At 69.9% G+C, this 16,005-nt stretch carries 16 protein-coding genes; 11 read left to right on the forward strand and 5 right to left on the reverse strand.

Features of this window, described 5'->3' with window-relative positions; translation table 11 throughout:
• Positions 1-80 precede the first annotated feature (80 nt).
• Positions 81-2,021, forward strand: coding sequence for a GDSL-type esterase/lipase family protein (locus KAF39_RS16165; protein ID WP_210677268.1), 1,941 nt, complete (start codon positions 81-83; stop codon positions 2,019-2,021).
• 11 nt (positions 2,022-2,032) lie between these two features.
• Here KAF39_RS16165 and KAF39_RS10910 read toward each other — a convergent pair whose 3' ends face one another.
• Entirely contained in the window at positions 2,033-3,343 is a 1,311-nt protein-coding gene (locus KAF39_RS10910; protein ID WP_210677269.1) for a UDP-glucose/GDP-mannose dehydrogenase family protein, read from the reverse strand.
• Positions 3,344-3,701: 358 nt separating this feature from the next.
• Between KAF39_RS10910 and KAF39_RS10915 the strand changes: the two genes are divergently transcribed.
• The 5 genes from KAF39_RS10915 to KAF39_RS10935 all read left to right on the forward strand — a co-directional run bounded on the left by KAF39_RS10915 (position 3,702) and on the right by KAF39_RS10935 (position 9,131).
• A complete protein-coding gene (locus KAF39_RS10915; protein ID WP_210677270.1) occupies positions 3,702-5,978 on the forward strand; it encodes a polyribonucleotide nucleotidyltransferase in 2,277 nt (758 codons plus the stop codon).
• A 215-nt stretch (positions 5,979-6,193) separates the two neighbouring features.
• Positions 6,194-7,222, forward strand: a complete 1,029-nt coding sequence (locus KAF39_RS10920) for an aldo/keto reductase (protein ID WP_210677271.1) — start codon at positions 6,194-6,196, stop codon at positions 7,220-7,222.
• A 76-nt stretch (positions 7,223-7,298) separates the two neighbouring features.
• Positions 7,299-7,901, forward strand: a complete 603-nt coding sequence (locus KAF39_RS10925) for a histidine phosphatase family protein (protein ID WP_210677272.1) — start codon at positions 7,299-7,301, stop codon at positions 7,899-7,901.
• A gap of 55 nt (positions 7,902-7,956) precedes the next feature.
• A complete protein-coding gene (gene dapB / locus KAF39_RS10930; RefSeq protein WP_210677273.1) occupies positions 7,957-8,697 on the forward strand; it encodes a 4-hydroxy-tetrahydrodipicolinate reductase in 741 nt (246 codons plus the stop codon).
• Positions 8,697-9,131, forward strand: coding sequence for a hypothetical protein (locus tag KAF39_RS10935; protein ID WP_210677274.1), 435 nt, complete (start codon positions 8,697-8,699; stop codon positions 9,129-9,131). Before dapB ends, KAF39_RS10935 begins: the two co-directional genes overlap by 1 nt.
• Before the next feature lie 12 nt (positions 9,132-9,143).
• Here KAF39_RS10935 and KAF39_RS10940 read toward each other — a convergent pair whose 3' ends face one another.
• The 3 genes from KAF39_RS10940 to KAF39_RS10950 form a co-directional block, all read right to left on the reverse strand.
• Complete coding sequence (locus KAF39_RS10940) at positions 9,144-9,569, reverse strand: OsmC family peroxiredoxin (protein WP_210677275.1); 426 nt, start codon at positions 9,567-9,569, stop codon at positions 9,144-9,146.
• Positions 9,570-9,653: 84 nt separating this feature from the next.
• Positions 9,654-10,226, reverse strand: a complete 573-nt coding sequence (locus KAF39_RS10945; protein ID WP_210677276.1) for a DUF4395 domain-containing protein — start codon at positions 10,224-10,226, stop codon at positions 9,654-9,656.
• A 20-nt stretch (positions 10,227-10,246) separates the two neighbouring features.
• Positions 10,247-10,660, reverse strand: a complete 414-nt coding sequence (locus KAF39_RS10950; RefSeq protein ID WP_210677277.1) for a thioredoxin family protein — start codon at positions 10,658-10,660, stop codon at positions 10,247-10,249.
• Between the two features lie 114 nt (positions 10,661-10,774).
• On the opposite strand from KAF39_RS10950, the gene KAF39_RS10955 reads away from it, so the two are divergent.
• From KAF39_RS10955 to KAF39_RS10965, 3 genes are read left to right on the forward strand one after another with little or no spacing between them, the layout of a single operon-like run.
• Complete coding sequence (locus KAF39_RS10955; RefSeq protein WP_210677278.1) at positions 10,775-11,584, forward strand: thymidylate synthase; 810 nt, start codon at positions 10,775-10,777, stop codon at positions 11,582-11,584.
• The gene (locus tag KAF39_RS10960; RefSeq protein ID WP_210677279.1) at positions 11,581-12,057 is read left to right on the forward strand and encodes a dihydrofolate reductase; all 477 of its coding nucleotides are present in this window, start codon (positions 11,581-11,583) and stop codon (positions 12,055-12,057) included. Before KAF39_RS10955 ends, KAF39_RS10960 begins: the two co-directional genes overlap by 4 nt.
• Positions 12,057-12,818, forward strand: coding sequence for an SDR family oxidoreductase (locus KAF39_RS10965; RefSeq protein WP_210677280.1), 762 nt, complete (start codon positions 12,057-12,059; stop codon positions 12,816-12,818). Before KAF39_RS10960 ends, KAF39_RS10965 begins: the two co-directional genes overlap by 1 nt.
• A gap of 7 nt (positions 12,819-12,825) precedes the next feature.
• On the opposite strand, the gene KAF39_RS10970 is transcribed toward KAF39_RS10965, so the two are convergent.
• Positions 12,826-13,212 carry a hypothetical protein gene (locus KAF39_RS10970; RefSeq protein WP_307805190.1) on the reverse strand — a complete coding sequence of 129 codons (387 nt, stop codon included), beginning with the start codon at positions 13,210-13,212 and terminating at the stop codon, positions 12,826-12,828.
• Between the two features lie 84 nt (positions 13,213-13,296).
• On the opposite strand from KAF39_RS10970, the gene dapA reads away from it, so the two are divergent.
• Entirely contained in the window at positions 13,297-14,274 is a 978-nt protein-coding gene (gene dapA, locus KAF39_RS10975) for a 4-hydroxy-tetrahydrodipicolinate synthase (RefSeq protein ID WP_085607326.1), read from the forward strand.
• Positions 14,275-14,327: 53 nt separating this feature from the next.
• Entirely contained in the window at positions 14,328-16,004 is a 1,677-nt protein-coding gene (locus KAF39_RS10980) for a ribonuclease J (protein WP_210677281.1), read from the forward strand.
• The last annotated feature ends 1 nt before the right edge of the window (position 16,005 follow it).

Raw genomic sequence — 16,005 nt, forward strand, 5'->3', positions numbered from 1 at the left:
CGGTCCAGCATCCGGTGAACATCCGGTGCCGGGGCCCGTTTCCCCTCGGGACGAGTGCGGGACGCCGCCATCCTGAAGGGGTGAGAGTCGCGATCGTCACCGAGTCCTTCCTTCCGCACATGAACGGTGTGACCGGATCCGTGATGCAGATCCTCCGTCACCTGGAGCGCCGAGGGCACGAGGCGTGTGTGCTCGCTCCGGCCGCGACCGGCATCCCGGCGGAGTTGCACGGCGCGCGCGTCGCGGCGATTCCCAGCGTCGCACTCCCGGGCTACCGGGATGTCCGCGTCGGCGCGGCGACCACGCGGAGGATCGGCGCAGAGCTCGACGGCTTCCGTCCCGACGTCGTCCACCTGGCATCGCCGTTCGCCCTCGGCTGGCGCGGACTGCTCGCCTCCGAACGCGTCGGCGTGGCCACGGTCGCGGCCTACCAGACCGACGTCGCCGCCTACACCGAGAGGTATCGGATCGCCGCCGCAACCGGGATCGCCCACGCGCACATCGCCCGCCTGCACCGGAGAGCGACCCTCACGCTCGCCCCCTCCACGGCGTCGGCGGGGCAGCTGGCTCGTCTCGGGATCGACCGCATCCGGTCGTGGGGCCGAGGGGTCGACGCCGAGCGCTTCCACCCGTCCCGGCGCAGCGAGGCGCTCCGGGAGGAGTGGGGCGCGGAGGTCGTCATCGGCTATATCGGTCGCCTGGCCCCGGAGAAGCAGGTGGAGGACCTGGCGGCCCTGCACGACCTCCCGGGCACCCGGCTCGTCATCGTCGGCGACGGGCCACGCCGGGCGCGACTCCAGGAGCTGCTGCCGCACGCGCTGTTCCTCGGCCGGCTCGACGGCGACGCGCTCGCCGCTGCGCTCGCGTCCTTCGACGTGTTCGTGCACCCGGGGGAGAGCGAGACCTTCGGCCAGACGCTGCAGGAGGCGCACGCGAGCGGTGTACCCGTCGTCGCGACCGGTCGCGGAGGCCCGCTCGACCTCGTGCGCACCGGTGTCGACGGCTGGCTCTACCGTCCCGGGGACCTGGACGATCTCCGGCGGAGGGTGGGCGACCTCGTGGGAGACGGAGACCGGCGCCGCGCGTTCGGCCAGGCGGGCTGGGCGGCGGTGCAGGAGCGGAGCTGGGCGAGCCTGGGAGACCAGCTGCTCGGGCACTTCGATGACGCGCGCGTGCTGCAGGCGGCCGACCGCCGCCGGCGGGTCCGCCGCGCCGTCCGCCCGGAGCTGACCGCGCCCGTGTCCGCCCGTCGCTGGACGCGCCTGGTCGCGCTCGGGGATTCCCTGACGGAGGGACTCTGCGACCCCGGGCCCGACGGTGCCCTCCGCGGGTGGGCCGACCGCCTGGCGCTGCTCCTGGCGGCGCAGGGTGGCCTGCACTACGCGAACCTGGCGATCCGCTCCCAGCGCGTGGACGACGTCTGCGGGCCGCAACTGCAGCGGGCGCTCGAACTCCGCCCCGACCTGGTGACGATCCTGGTGGGGGCCAACGACCTCGTGAAGTACCGTGTCGATGTCCCGGCGCTCGCCGCGAGACTGGAGGACGCGGTGCGGCGCGCGCGGGCAGCCGGTGCCGACGTCGTGCTGATCACGCCGTTCCTGCCCGGCCGGCGCGCCGCGGCGCTGTACGCCCGACGCTTCTCCTCCTTCGCCACGGCCCTCACCGGCGTCGCCGCGCGGACCGGCGCGATCCTCATCGACACGGATCTGCATCCCGCGCTCGCGGAGCGTCAGCACTGGGGGGAAGATCTCGTGCATCTCAGCAGCCGAGGACACCGCTTCCTCGCCTACCGGGTGGCGGAGGTGCTCGGGGTGCCGCACGCGGACGCGCTCGGGCTCCTGGATGCCGCGCTGCACGAGCAGGAGACCATCGGGCGTGCGGCGTGGTGGCGTCAGCACGCGCTGCCGTGGGCGTGGCGGAGGGTGCAGGGCCGGACCGCCGGCGACGGACGCCGGGCGAAGCACCGGGACTATGTCTTCGTCGGGCGGCCGCCGGCGGAAGTCGGGTCCCGCGCGCGCTGAGGGCCGACGCCTCAGCGCCGCCCCATGCCGCGGTAGTTCCAGCCCGCGGCTCGCCAGGCGGCGGCGTCGAGACAGTTGCGGCCGTCGACGATGATCCGGCCGCGAACGAGCCCCGCGGCGTGCTGTGGAGTGAGGTGGCGACGGTACTCGTCCCATTCCGTCACCACGACCACGGCATCCGCATCCCGCAGCGCCTCGTCCCTCGCTTCCGCGTAGCCGAGCTGCGGGTGCTGCGCGCGGGCGTTCTCGATGGCCGCGGGATCCGTCACGACGACGTCGGCGCCCAGCCCGCGCAGCCGGACCGCCACCTCGAGTGCCGGGGAATCGCGGACGTCGTCGCTGAAGGGTTTGAAGGCGGCGCCGAGGACCGCGATCCTGCGACCGAACACGAGCCCGTCCAGCGCGTCGACGACGAGGCGCACGGCGCGGTCCCGACGGCGGAGGTTGATCGCATCCACCTCGTGGAGGAACGCGACCGCGTCGCCGCGACCGAGCTCCTCCGCGCGCGCGGCGAACGCCCGGATGTCCTTCGGAAGGCACCCTCCGCCGAATCCGATGCCCGATCCCAGATAGCGCCGTCCGATCCGAGTGTCGTGGCCGAGGGCCTCCGCGATGAGGGTCACGTCCGCTCCGGCGGCCTCGGCGACCTCCGCGATCGCGTTGATGAAGGAGATCTTCGTGGCGAGGAAGGCGTTCGCCGCGCCCTTGACGAGTTCCGCGGTCGCGAGGTCGGTGACGAGGAACGGTGTGCCCGCGTCGATCGCGATGCGGTAGACCTGCCGCAGCACGTCGACGGCCCTCTCGCCTGCCGCTGTCGCGTCTGCGCCCACCACGAGGCGGTCGGGGGTGAGCGTGTCGTGCACCGCCCAGCCCTCCCGGAGGAACTCGGGGTTCCACACCAGCGTCGCCCCGGTGGCGGTGACCCGGCCGCCGAGCCGTGCGGCGGTGCCGACAGGGACGGTCGACTTCCCGGCCACGACGTCCCCCGGTCGCAACCGGGGGAGGAGGAGCTCGATCGCTGCCTCCACGAAAGACACGTCGGCCGCGGGGCCCTCGGGCGACTGCGGCGTGCCGACCGCGAGGAAGTGCACGTCCGCGCCGGTGGCCTCAATCATGTCGGAGCAGAAGCGCAGCCGACCGGACGCCAGCCCGTCGTGGAGGAGGTCGGCAAGGCCCGGTTCGAAGAACGGCGCGACGCCCGCGGCCAGAGACGCCACTCTGCTCTCGTCCACGTCGATGCCGACGACGTCGTGTCCGAGCGACGCCATCGCCGCCGCATGGACCGCTCCGAGGTACCCGCATCCGATCACCGACATCCGCATGTGCCCAGCAGAGCGCAGGCGCCCCACACCGCGGCGTCCGTGCGCTGAACGGCTGGTGACGGTTCGGTGTCGCGTGCGATCCCCGCAGGAGAACCCGGATTTCCGGGTGCACGCTGGTAGTGTGGATGAGGGTGACTCCGGTCATCCGACAATTTCATATCGAGTCATGGAGCGATCGGCGGAGAAGCTGGTCCCCTGTGGTGGGTTCCTCGGCGGGTGTCGGGTGGCTTTCTACTGGTGGCCAGCGCAGGCGAGATTCGCGGGAGTGCCCGCGCGCCCGAACCCTTCCGTTCCGCTCCTTTGAACACGCTCGCGCGTCATACGGATTCGCGAGTCTAAACAAAGAAGGAGAGACCTCTTGGAAGGTCCTGAAATCACCGCCACCGAGGCCGTTCTCGACAACGGCCGCTTCGGCACCCGCACCATCCGCTTCGAGACCGGCCGCCTCGCGCAGCAGGCTCAGGGCGCTGTCGCCGCGTACCTCGACGGCGAGACCATGCTCCTGTCGGCCACCAGCGCGGGCAAGCACCCGCGCGAGGGCTTCGACTTCTTCCCGCTGACGGTCGACGTCGAGGAGCGCTCGTACGCCGCGGGCAAGATCCCCGGCTCGTTCTTCCGTCGCGAGGGTCGTCCCTCGACCGAGGCGATCCTGGTCTGCCGTCTGATCGACCGTCCGCTGCGTCCGTCGTTCGTCGACGGTCTCCGCAACGAGGTCCAGATCGTCATCACGGTTCTCTCGATCGCTCCGGGCGAGTTCTACGACGCCCTCGCCATCAACGCCGCGTCCGCGTCGACGCAGATCTCGGGTCTGCCGTTCTCGGGCCCTGTCGCCGGCGTGCGCCTCGCGTTCATCCCCGGTCACGGTCAGCACGAGGACCAGTGGGTCGCGTTCCCGACCGCCGAGCAGGTCTCGGAGGCCGTGTTCGACCTCATCGTCGCCGGCCGCGTGGTCACCAAGGCCGACGGGTCCGAGGACGTCGCGATCATGATGGTCGAGGCCGAGGCGACCGAGGGCAGCTGGAACCTGATCAAGGCCGGCGCGACCAAGCCCGACGAGAGCGTCGTGGCCCAGGGTCTCGAGGCCGCGAAGCCGTTCATCGCCCAGCTCGTTAAGGCACAGGCAGAGCTCGCCGCCACCGCGTCGAAGGAGCCGGGCGTGTACCCGGTCTTCCCCGCGTACAGCGACGAGGTCTACGACTTCGTGTCCGAGCGGGCGTTCGCCGAGCTGAGCGACGTCTACCAGATCGCCGACAAGGCCGAGCGCCAGAACGCCGACGACGCGATCAAGGACCGCGTCAAGGCCGAGCTCATCGAGGCCACGGAGGCGGGTTCGCTCCCGGCCGCGGCCCCGCTGGAGTTCTCCGCCGCATACAAGTCCGTCACGAAGAAGATCGTCCGCGGCCGCATCCTCACCGAGGGCACCCGCATCGACGGCCGTGGCCTGGCGGACATCCGTCCGCTCGACGCCGAGGTGCAGGTCATCCCGCGCGTGCACGGTTCCGCGATCTTCCAGCGCGGTGAGACCCAGATCATGGGTGTCACCACGCTGAACATGCTCAAGATGGAGCAGCAGATCGACTCGTTGTCGCCCACGACGAGCAAGCGCTACATGCACCACTACAACTTCCCGCCCTACTCGACCGGTGAAACCGGCCGCGTGGGCTCTCCGAAGCGTCGCGAGATCGGGCACGGCTTCCTCGCCGAGCGCGCGCTCGTGCCGGTTCTGCCGAGCCGCGAGGAGTTCCCGTACGCGATCCGTCAGGTGTCCGAGGCGCTGAGCTCGAACGGCTCGACGTCGATGGGCTCCGTCTGCGCCTCGACCCTGTCGCTCCTGAACGCGGGTGTGCCGCTGCGCGCTCCCGTCGCCGGCATCGCGATGGGTCTGGTCTCCGACGAGGTGAACGGGGAGACCCGGTACGCCGCGCTGACCGACATCCTGGGTGCGGAGGACGCGCTCGGCGACATGGACTTCAAGGTCGCCGGTACCAGCGAGTTCGTCACCGCCATCCAGCTGGACACGAAGCTCGACGGCATCCCGTCGTCGGTGCTCGCCGGTGCGCTGACCCAGGCCAAGGACGCTCGTCTGACGATCCTCAACGTCCTGAACGCCGCGATCGACGCTCCTGACGAGATGGCGCCCACCGCGCCGCGTGTCATCAGCGTCCAGATCCCGGTCGACAAGATCGGTGAGCTGATCGGCCCGAAGGGCAAGACGATCAACGCGATCCAGGACGAGACCGGCGCGCAGATCTCCATCGAGGAGGACGGCACCGTCTACATCGGCGCGACCGACGGCCCCTCGGCCGAGGCCGCCCGCGCCCAGGTGAACGCGATCGCCAACCCGACCAACCCGGAGGTCGGCGAGCAGTTCCTCGGCACCGTCGTGAAGATCGCCACGTTCGGCGCCTTCATCTCGCTGCTGCCCGGCAAGGACGGCCTGCTGCACGTCACCGAGGTGCGCAAGCTCGCCGGTGGCAAGCGCGTGGAGAACGTCGACGACGTGCTCTCCGTCGGCCAGAAGATCCTCGTCAAGATCACGAAGATCGACGACCGCGGCAAGCTGTCGCTCGAGCCGGTGCTCGACGACGCCCCGGCAGCGGACGAGGCTCCGGCTGAGGACACCGCCGCCGAGTAAGCAACGGCTGACCCGGAACCCGGGTCCCTCCCTCGGGAGGGGCCCGGGTTTCCGTCGTCCACGCCGTGACCGAAACGTTATGGGAAGTTTGCGCGCCGTTCGCCGGATTGGACGAGACGTTCGCGCGCGTCGCATACCCTCGAAGTACGCACCGGGGGGTGCTAACGAAGCAGTGATGCTGATCGGCCGCGGCCGATCGCAGCGGGGGTGAGAGTATGCGGTTGTTCAGCGTAGGCGCAGGACCAGACGCTGAACGCGCCTCACAGGAGCACCAGGACCACCCGTCGGCTCCCATCCCGATCGTCGGGCCCGGTGTCGGCGAGTCCATCCGCAGCGCCCTCGGCGAGACGGGTTTCGAGACCTTCCCGCTGATGCTCGGCGCCGCCGAGTTCGGATGGAACGTCGATCTCGAGACGAGTCACGGCATCCTCGATCGCTACGTGGAGTTCGGCGGCAACGCCATCCACACCGCCGACGGGTTCTCGGGCGGGCGCAGCGAGCACATCCTCGGGCAGTGGCTCCGGTCGCGTGACCAACGCGATCGCGTCGTCCTGAGCGTCCGTATCGGTGCGCACGCCGACAACCCGGGTCTCGGGTCGGTCAATCTCGTGCGGGCCGTCGAAGGCTCGCTGACGCGCCTCGGCGTCGAGCGTATCGATGTGCTCTACCTCGACGCCACGCTGGACGCCACGACCAACCTCGAGGACACGCTGGCCACGGTCGAGTGGCTGGCGGAGGCGGGGAAGATCGGGGCGGTCGGAGCGTACGGATTCACCCCGGAGCGTCTGGTCGAGGCGCGCATCCTGGCCTCCGCGGGGTACCCGCGGATCACCGTGATCGACGCGCCGTACAATCTCGTCCGCCGGCAGCCGTTCGAGGGCGACCTCCGGCTCGTCGCCGGAGCCCAGAACCTCGCCGTGACGCCGTCCCATGCCCTGGAGCACGGATTCCTGTCCGGGCGTCACCGGACCAAGGCACTCGCCTCGCGCGGCATCCGCGGAGAGCAGCTGCGGGGTAACCTGAACCGCCGTGGGACCAAGGTGCTGCGCGCCCTCGACCAGGTGGCCGCGGAGCTCGCGGTTCCTGTCGCCGCCGTGTCGATCGCCTGGCTTCTCGCGCAGCGCACCGTCGCCGCACCGATCGTGAACACCTTCGCGACCGACCACGTGGACGAGCTCATGCAGGGGGCAGGGGTGACGCTGTCGCGCGCGCAGGTGGTCGAGCTCACCCGGGCGGGCGCCTGAGGTTCCGCCGCCCGTGACATAGGGTGGAAGAGGAAAACCGGCGGATGCTGGCGACGAGGCGAGCGAGCGAGTTGTTGTGACGCACTACATATATCTGGTCAGACACGGTGAACATCAGGATGCCGAGCACGGCCTCACCGACGGACCCCTTTCGCCGCGTGGCCAGCGGCAAGCGGAGCTCATCGCCGATCGTCTCTCCGGGCTCCCGCTCGATGCCGTCTGGCACTCTCCTCTCCTGCGGGCCAACGAGACCGCACGGGCGATCGCCGGGCGGCTCCCGTCGGTCGATCCCGCGCCCTCCGCTCTGCTGTTCGACTGCGTCCCGACGGGCATGACGGAGGAGACACCCGCGGTGTTCGAGCCCTTCTTCGGGTCGGTCACGGAGGCGGAGATCGAAGCGGGGCGGGCTCAGATGTCCGACGCCGTGAACGAGTTCCTGGTGCGCAAGACCGGCGACGTCCACGAGGTCCTCATCACCCACAACTTCGTGATCTCCTGGTTCGTCAGGGAGGTCCTCGCGGCTCCGGAGTGGCGGTGGATGACGCTCAACCAGTCCCACTGCGGGCTCACGGTGATCGCGCAGAAGCAGGGGCGGCCGTGGACGCTGCTCACGCACAACGACACGGGGCACCTCCCGATGGAACTGCGGACGGGCATCCCCGACGCCCTGGTGGTCTGATCCGCCCCTCCGCGCGCCGCGATGGTCGGCGGTGGCCCGGAAATAGACTGGACCCATGACCACGAAGGTAGCCCTCGTCGGCGGGACCGGAAAGCTCGGGACGATCATCGGTTCGGTGATCGCGGAGCTCGAGGGCTTCGAGGTGGGCCGGGTGCTGACCTCGACGAGCGACCTCACGGAGGTCGCCGACGCCGACCTCGTGATCGACGCCTCCACGCCGCAGGTCAGCATCGATGTCGTCCGCACTGCCGTCGAGCACGGACGAAACGTCCTGGTCGCCACGTCGGGGTGGTCGGCGGAGCGCATCGCGCTGGTCCGTCCGCTGGTCGAGGCCGCGGGCACCGGAGCGGTCTTCATCCCGAACTTCTCTCTCGGATCCGTACTCGGTTCGGCCCTCGCCGCGGCGGCGGCACCGTACTTCGGGTCCGCAGAGATCGTGGAGGCACACCGCGACACCAAGGTGGACTCGCCGAGCGGCACCGCGATCCGCACCGCGGAGCTCATCGCCGCGGCCCGCGCCGCCCAAGGACCCGTCAGCGCGCCGCACGCCGATCAGCGGGCGCGCGGCCAGCAGGTCGGCAGCGTCCCCATCCACTCGCTCCGCCGTCCCGGGGTGATCGCGAAGCAGGAGGTGATCCTGTCAGGGCCGGGGGAGTCGCTCTCGTTCACGCATGACACGACCGACCCGGCTCTCGCCTACGCTCCCGGTATCCGCCTCGCCGTGCCGTATGCGGCGTCCGCGACGGGGGTCGTCGTGGGGCTGGAGCACATGCTCGACATCGGTCTCCGCTCGTGATGTCCCGCATCGGCGTCGGGCTCATGGCCGCGGCGCTCCTGCTGTACCTGGTGGTCGCGGGGTGGCTCGCGGTCATGTTCCTCGCCGTGGGGACGCCGATCTCCATCGGCATGGGCATCACCCTGCTCGTCCTGGCGCCGGTCGGCGCGTGGGCGCTGGTGCGGGAGATGCTGTTCGGGTTCGGCGCCGACCGTCTGGGGCGCGTGCTCGATGCGGAGGGCGGCATGCCTCCCGTCGAGACGGAGCTCACGCCGAGCGGTCGGATCGCACGCAAGGATGCGGACGCGATCGTCGCTCGCTATACGGCCGAGGCGGAGGCCGCGCCGTCGGACTGGCGCGCTCGCTACCGCCTCGGCGTGGTGCAGGACGCGGCGGGCCGCCGCAAGGACGCCAGGGCGAGCATTCGCGAGGCGATCCGCCTGTCCCGCGCCTGACGCCCGACCCGGTCAGGCGAGCGTCGCCTCGAGCGTGATGTCGATGCCGGCGAGGGCCTGCGACACCGGGCAGCCCGTCTTCGCACCGTCGGCGAGCTCCTGGAACTTCTCCGGGCTGAGCCCCGGCACGGTGGCGTTCACGTTGAGATGACTCCCCGTGATGCCGACGCCCGGCTTGAAGGTCACGGATGCGCTGGTGTCGACGCGCTCGGGAGGTGTGCCGTTCTCCGCGAGGGCGTGCGAGAGGGCCATGCTGAAGCAGGAGGCGTGCGCCGCGGCGATGAGTTCCTCCGGCGTCGTGGTCGTGTCACTGCCCTCGCTGCGGGCCTTCCAATCGATCGGGAATGTGCCCAGGTGGGAGGAGGAGAAGGCCACGGTGCCGGAACCTTCCGTGAGCGATCCGGTCCAGGTGGCGGCGGCTTCACTGGTGACGGGCATGGTTCCTCCGGTCCTGACGCCACCGGGGGAGCAGCGTCGCTTGGTCGTCAGCCTACCGAGCGACCGTGCCTTGGGGAACCGGCGTCAGGCGGCGCGGCGCGGTCGTCCGGTGAGCCCGGCACGCTGCAGCAGCAGGTAGAGCTGGCAGCCGAGGCAAAACCCGAACGCGGCGTTGAGGAAGGCGGCGAGGAACGCGGCGGACGTGGCGATCGGCAGGGCCCACGGCACTCCGGCGAGGTGGAGGACCAGTCCGAGGCCCACGACGAACAGGCCGACGCCCTGGGCGAATCGCGGCGGCCTCGGGTCCTCGAGCTCGGCGGGCGGTGCCAGACGAGGACGGACGAGACGGCGGAACAGGACGCCCCACGGCGCGGTCGTCGGTGACACGACGCCCCAGAGGAACAGCAGTGCGATCAGAGCGGCGACGAGGAAGCCCGGGTCGAGTGCTCGCGCGGAAAGGCCGGACGCCGAGACCGCCCAGGTGCCGCCCCCGATGAACAAGAACCCCGACTGTGGCGACAGCGCGAACCAGCCGCCGGTGATCGACGCGGTCGAGATGCCGATCAGGGCCAGGAAGGTCGCGATGGCGAGGAGGAACGCGGTGATCGCGGCCGCGAAGCGGGGTCCGCGCGGATCGATGCCGGGTGTCGGGGTCATCGGATTCTCCAGACGGGGGCTCAGACGGCGGCGAGCGCCTGGGTCAGGCTTTCCCGGGACGGGACGCCGGCGAATCGCGCCCGGACGATCCCGGCGGCGTCGAGGACGAACGTGGTCGGCGTCTGCAGCACACGGTAGCGGGTCGAGAGATCGGGACGGTGAGTGAGGTCGACCTCGATGTGGATGATGTCGGCGTCCGCTGCGGCATACGAGCCGAGCAGGCGACGCACCTGAGGGCAGCGCGCGCACGTCTCCGTGCTGAACTGCACGAGGGTCGCGCCGGTCCCCAGCGTCACACCCTGCGCATCGGCGGGATCGAATCGCAGGCCTCCGCCGTCGCGACGACGACCCTCACGCCGCCGGAGCATGAGGCCAGCGAGGAGGGCGAGCACGACGAGTGCGGCGACGGCGGTGAGGGCGAGTGCGGGGGACACCCTTCGAGGGTACGGGCGGAGGATCAGGAGTGCCGCGATGTTTCCATCCGTGACGAGATGATCGCGTCGATCGCCGCCGCCTCCGCCGCGATCGGGGCGGGTATCCTGGCAACCATGAGCGCCGCCGTCCCGACACCGTACGAAGACCTGCTCCGCGACGTGCTCGAGACGGGCACGCACAAGAGCGATCGCACCGGGACCGGGACCACGAGCGTGTTCGGGCGGCAGATCCGCTTCGACCTTGCGCAGGGCTTCCCCCTCATCACCACGAAGCGCGTGCACTTCAAGTCCATCGCGTACGAGCTGCTGTGGTTCCTGCGCGGCGACTCCAACGTCCGCTGGCTGCAGGAGAACGGCGTCTCGATCTGGGACGAGTGGGCGGACGAGGACGGCGACCTCGGCCCGGTGTACGGCGTCCAATGGCGGTCCTGGCCGACACCGGATGGGGGCAGCATCGATCAACTGACGGAGGTCATCGAGCAGATCCGGCGGTCTCCCGACTCGCGGCGTCTGCTCGTCTCCGCCTGGAACCCCGCGGACATCCCGGACATGGCCCTCGCACCGTGCCACGCACTGTTCCAGTTCTACGTCGCCGACGGAAAGCTCTCCTGCCAGCTCTACCAGCGCAGCGCGGACATGTTCCTCGGCGTCCCCTTCAACATCGCCTCCTACGCGCTGCTGACGATGATGATCGCGCAGCAGGTGGGGCTGGAGCCGGGCGACTTCGTGTGGACCGGCGGGGACTGCCACGTGTACGACAACCACGTCGAGCAGGTGCGCGAGCAGCTCACGCGAGAGGCCTACCCGTATCCGACACTGCGGTTCGCGCGGAAGCCGGACTCCATCTTCGACTACCGGTTCGAGGACTTCGTCGTCGAGGACTACCAGCATCACGCACCAATCAGGGCGGCGGTGGCGGTATGACCTGGGTCGGGCTCATCTGGGCCGAGGCGGCGGGCGGAGTGATCGGCGCCGAGGGCGGCATGCCCTGGCACGTGCCGGAGGACCTCGCGCACTTCAAGGAGACCACGCAGGGGGCACCGGTCGTCATGGGTCGCAAGACCTGGGATTCGCTGCCCGAACGATTCCGTCCCCTTCCTGGTCGCGACAACATCGTCGTGACCCGCCAGCAGGACTGGACGGCGGAGGGCGCCCGCCGTGCGGCCACGGTGTCCGAGGCCGTGCGCGGCCAGGAGAAGGTGTGGATCATCGGCGGTGCGGAGATCTTCCGTCAGGTGATCGCCGACGCCGACCGGCTCGAGGTCACGGAGCTCGACCTCGTGGTCGACGGCGACACGTTCGCTCCGCCGAAGACCGGGTGGCACGTGGTGGACGAGGGGGACTGGCAGACATCCCGCACCGGCGTTCGGTATCGCTTCCTGAGGTACGAGCGCTGATGCCCACCGCACTGATCACCGGAGCCAGCGCGGGGCTGGGGGCCGAGTTCGCCCGTCAACTGGCACGTCGACGCGCCGACCTTGTCCTCGTGGCCCGCTCGGAGGAATCGCTCTCGGCTCTTGCGGGGGAGCTGCGGGGCGAGTGGGGAGTGGCTGTCGAGGTGCTCCCGGCCGATCTGTCGGAGGAGGCCGGCGTCGAGCGTGTGGCGGCGCGGCTCCGCGACCGGGACGACCCGATCGACCTGCTCGTGAACAACGCCGGGTTCGGGCTGCCGTTGCAGTTCGCCGACAACGACATCGAGGACGAGGTGCGGCATCTGCGTGTGCACGTCGAGGCCTCCATGCGCCTGATGCACGCGGCCCTGCAGACCATGCGGGGGCGGGGCGGTCGGATCATCAACGTCGCGTCGGTGGCCGGTTTCATCTCGCGGTCGACGTACTCCGCCTGCAAGGCCTGGCTCATCGACTTCAGCCGGTGGGCGAACACCGCATACGGCCCGGACGGCGTGAGCGTCACGGCGCTCTGCCCCGGTTTCACGCACACGTCCTTCCACGAGCGGATGGGTCTCGCGGTGGGCGAGGAGGGCGTGCCGACCTTCCTGTGGCTCGATGCCCGAGACGTCGTGCGCGAGGGGCTCCGTGACGCCGCGCGCGGCAAGGCCGTGTCCATCCCTTCACTGCGGTACAAGGCCGTCGTCGCCCTGACGAAGGTGCTGCCTCGGTCCCTCACCGCGGCGGTCGCCCGTCGGGGGCGGGTGTGACCCGCCGTCAGCGGAACATTCCGAGGCGGATCCCGGCGAGGGCGATCGCGGCGATCGTCTCGCCTTCCGTGATGCGGCCGTCGGCGATCATCCGCAGGACCTCGCTGAACGCCACCCACTCCACGGTGTCGATGCCCTCCTCCGCGCGGCTGTCGACCGCATCCTCGACGCGCTCGATCTCCCGGGCCAGGAAGACGTGCTCCGTGGCCTCCGCGAGCGATCGACGGTGACCAGGCAGACCCGGTCGTCGGCGTCCATCGCGACGATGAACACCGCCGGGTTCCGGACCGTCATGACGCCGTAGACGCCGCGGCCACCCGGTCCGGTGACGTCGTCCTCGCGGACGCGGATCCAGGCGTTCTCGTAGGTCGTGCGTGAGGCGTGCCTGATCCAACCCATGGTGCGAGCCTACGACCGACAGGGGAGGAGGTCGCGTCGGCGTCCGCGGCAGCGGCATCCGACCCGATACGCTGGACGCATGACGCACTCGGGCAACCCTTTCGGACAGGTTCTCGTCGCGCTCGTCACTCCGATGACGGCCGACGGCGAAGTCGACTGGCCCGCCGTCGAGAAGCACATCGATGACGTGATCACCGCGGGCGCGGACGGCATCGTCGTGACGGGAACGACCGGCGAGACCTCGACCCTGACGGACCCCGAGAAGCTCAAGCTCGTCGAGGTCGGCAAGTCCGTCTCGTCGGGACGCGCGAAGATCATCACGGGTGGCGGATCGAACGAGACCGCGCACGCCATCGAGCTGTACAAGGCCAGCGAGAAGGCCGGCGCTGACGGCATCATGATCGTCACGCCGTACTACAACAAGCCGACCCAGGCCGGCATCCTCACGCACTTCCGGCTCGTCGCCGATGCGACCGACCTGCCGGTCATCCTGTACGACATCCCCGGCCGGACCGGCGTCCCCATCAAGTACGAGACCATCCTCCGGCTCGCCAAGCACCCGAACATCCTCGCGGTGAAGGATGCCAAGGGCGACTTCTCCGAGGTGAGCCGCGTGCTCAACCAGACCGACCTCATGTACTTCTCCGGTGACGACGCGAACGTGCTCCCGCACCTGTCGATCGGCGCGACCGGTCTCATCGGCGTGACGGCGAACGTGGCCGCCGCCCCGTACCGCACCATCATCGACGCAGTGAACCGGGGCGACCTCGCCACGGCGACCGCCGAGCACAAGCGTCTGGAGCCGCTGGTCCGCGCCGTCATGACGCACGTCCCCGGCACTGTCGCGGCGAAGTACATCCTGCACGGGCTGGGGCGCATCTCCAGCCCGCGTGTCCGCCTTCCCCTCGTCGGCCCGGAGGAGTGGGAGGCCGCCCTCATCGAGGACGAGCTCGATCTCGTCAGCGGCGTGCCGGGGGCGGACTTCTCGAACTTCCGGCCCGACCGCAATGCGGCCGCGGGCGGCGCCCTGCCGAAGGTGCACGGCACGACGCGCTGAGACGCGTCACCATGAACGAACGGACGCGTGGAGTGTCCGACTGAGGAGACAGCATGTCCATTCCCCTGGCCGAACCGTCCGCTCTCGACGAAGGGACGCTGCGGGTCATCCCGATCGGCGGCCTGGGGGAGATCGGGCGCAACATGACCGTGTTCGAGTACGCGGGCAAGATCCTGATCGTCGACTGCGGAGTGCTGTTCCCGGAGGAACACCAGCCGGGCGTTGATCTGATCCTCCCCGACTTCGAGCCGATCCGCGACCGCCTCGACGACATCGTCGGCGTCGTGCTCACGCACGGGCATGAGGACCACATCGGCGCGGTGCCCTACCTGCTCCGGCTCAAGAGCGACATCCCGCTGATCGGCTCCGGCCTGACGCTCGCTCTCGTCGAGGCCAAGCTCAAGGAGCACCGGATCAAGGCCTTCACCCTCACGGTGAAGGAGGGCCAGCAGGAGAAGGTCGGACCGTTCGACCTCGAGTTCGTCGCGGTGAACCACTCCATCCCCGACGCACTGGCGGTCGCGATACGCACCCCCGCCGGCATGGCTCTCGCCACGGGCGACTTCAAGATGGACCAGCTCCCGCTGGACGGCCGCATCACCGACCTGCGTGCGTTCTCCCGCCTGGGGGAGGAGGGTGTCGACCTCTTCCTCGTCGACTCGACCAACGCCGACGTCCCGGGGTTCACCCCCACGGAGCGCTCCATCGGCCCGGTCCTCGACCAGGTCATCGGCAAGGCTCCGCGCCGGGTGATCGTCGCGAGCTTCTCCAGTCACGTGCATCGCGTGCAGCAGGTCATCGACGCGGCACACGCGCACGGGCGCCGAGTGGCCTTCCTCGGACGCAGCATGGTGCGCAACATGACCATCGCGGAGCAGCTGGGCTACCTCAAGGTGCCGGATGGCGTGCTGATCGACTTCAAGAAGGCGCGGGACCTCCCCGACGAGCAGATCGTCTACATGTCCACCGGCTCGCAGGGCGAGCCGATGGCCGTGCTGAGCCGCATGGCCAACATGGACCATGCCATCGAGGTGAGCGAGGGCGACACGGTCATCCTGGCGTCGAGCCTCATCCCGGGTAACGAGAACGCCGTGTACCGCGTCATCGATGGGCTCACGAAGCTGGGCGCCAACGTCGTGCACAAGGCCAACGCGCGGGTGCACGTGTCGGGGCACGCCGCGGCCGGCGAGCTGCTCTACTGCTACAACATCCTCCAGCCGAAGAACGTCCTGCCGGTCCACGGCGAGTACCGTCACCTGATCGCGAATGCGAAGCTCGCGCAGGACACCGGGATCCCCGAGCAGAACACGATCATCGCCTCCAACGGCACCGTGATCGATCTGAAGGACGGTGTCGCGCGGGTCGCCGGTCAGCTCGACCTCGGGTTCGTCTACGTCGACGGCTCGACCGTCGGGGAGATCACCGAAGCCGATCTCAAGGATCGTCGGATCCTCGGCGAAGAGGGCTTCATCTCGGTCATCGTCGTCGTGGACGCCGCCACCGGGCGCATCATCTCGGGTCCCGAGATCCACGCGCGCGGTGTCGCCGAGGACGACGCGGTCTTCGACGACGTGGCGCCGAAGATCGTCGCCGCGCTCAAGGAGGCCTCGGGCAACGGCGTGCGCGACACGCATGCGCTGTCCCAGATCGTGCGTCGCACGATCGGTCGCTGGGTCAACCAGAAGCTGCGTCGTCGTCCGATGATCGTCCCCCTCGTCATCGAGGCGTAAG

It is taken from the genome of Microbacterium sp. BLY, from assembly GCF_017939615.1.
In the GTDB taxonomy this organism is placed as follows: Bacteria; Actinomycetota; Actinomycetes; order Actinomycetales; family Microbacteriaceae; genus Microbacterium.

Excerpts from the sequence above, each read along its gene's own strand:
- KAF39_RS10910 (WP_210677269.1), bottom strand. The coding sequence starts at position 3,343 with ATGCGGATGTCGGTGATCGGATGCGGGTACCTCGGAGCGGTCCATGCG.
- KAF39_RS10920 (WP_210677271.1), top strand. The coding sequence starts at position 6,194 with ATGCGGTTGTTCAGCGTAGGCGCAGGACCAGACGCTGAACGCGCCTCA.
- dapB (WP_210677273.1), top strand. The coding sequence starts at position 7,957 with ATGACCACGAAGGTAGCCCTCGTCGGCGGGACCGGAAAGCTCGGGACG.
- KAF39_RS10935 (WP_210677274.1), top strand. The coding sequence starts at position 8,697 with ATGTCCCGCATCGGCGTCGGGCTCATGGCCGCGGCGCTCCTGCTGTAC.
- KAF39_RS10940 (WP_210677275.1), bottom strand. The coding sequence starts at position 9,569 with ATGCCCGTCACCAGTGAAGCCGCCGCCACCTGGACCGGATCGCTCACG.
- KAF39_RS10945 (WP_210677276.1), bottom strand. The coding sequence starts at position 10,226 with ATGACCCCGACACCCGGCATCGATCCGCGCGGACCCCGCTTCGCGGCC.
- KAF39_RS10955 (WP_210677278.1), top strand. The coding sequence starts at position 10,775 with ATGAGCGCCGCCGTCCCGACACCGTACGAAGACCTGCTCCGCGACGTG.
- KAF39_RS10960 (WP_210677279.1), top strand. The coding sequence starts at position 11,581 with ATGACCTGGGTCGGGCTCATCTGGGCCGAGGCGGCGGGCGGAGTGATC.
- KAF39_RS10965 (WP_210677280.1), top strand. The coding sequence starts at position 12,057 with ATGCCCACCGCACTGATCACCGGAGCCAGCGCGGGGCTGGGGGCCGAG.
- dapA (WP_085607326.1), top strand. The coding sequence starts at position 13,297 with ATGACGCACTCGGGCAACCCTTTCGGACAGGTTCTCGTCGCGCTCGTC.
- KAF39_RS10980 (WP_210677281.1), top strand. The coding sequence starts at position 14,328 with ATGTCCATTCCCCTGGCCGAACCGTCCGCTCTCGACGAAGGGACGCTG.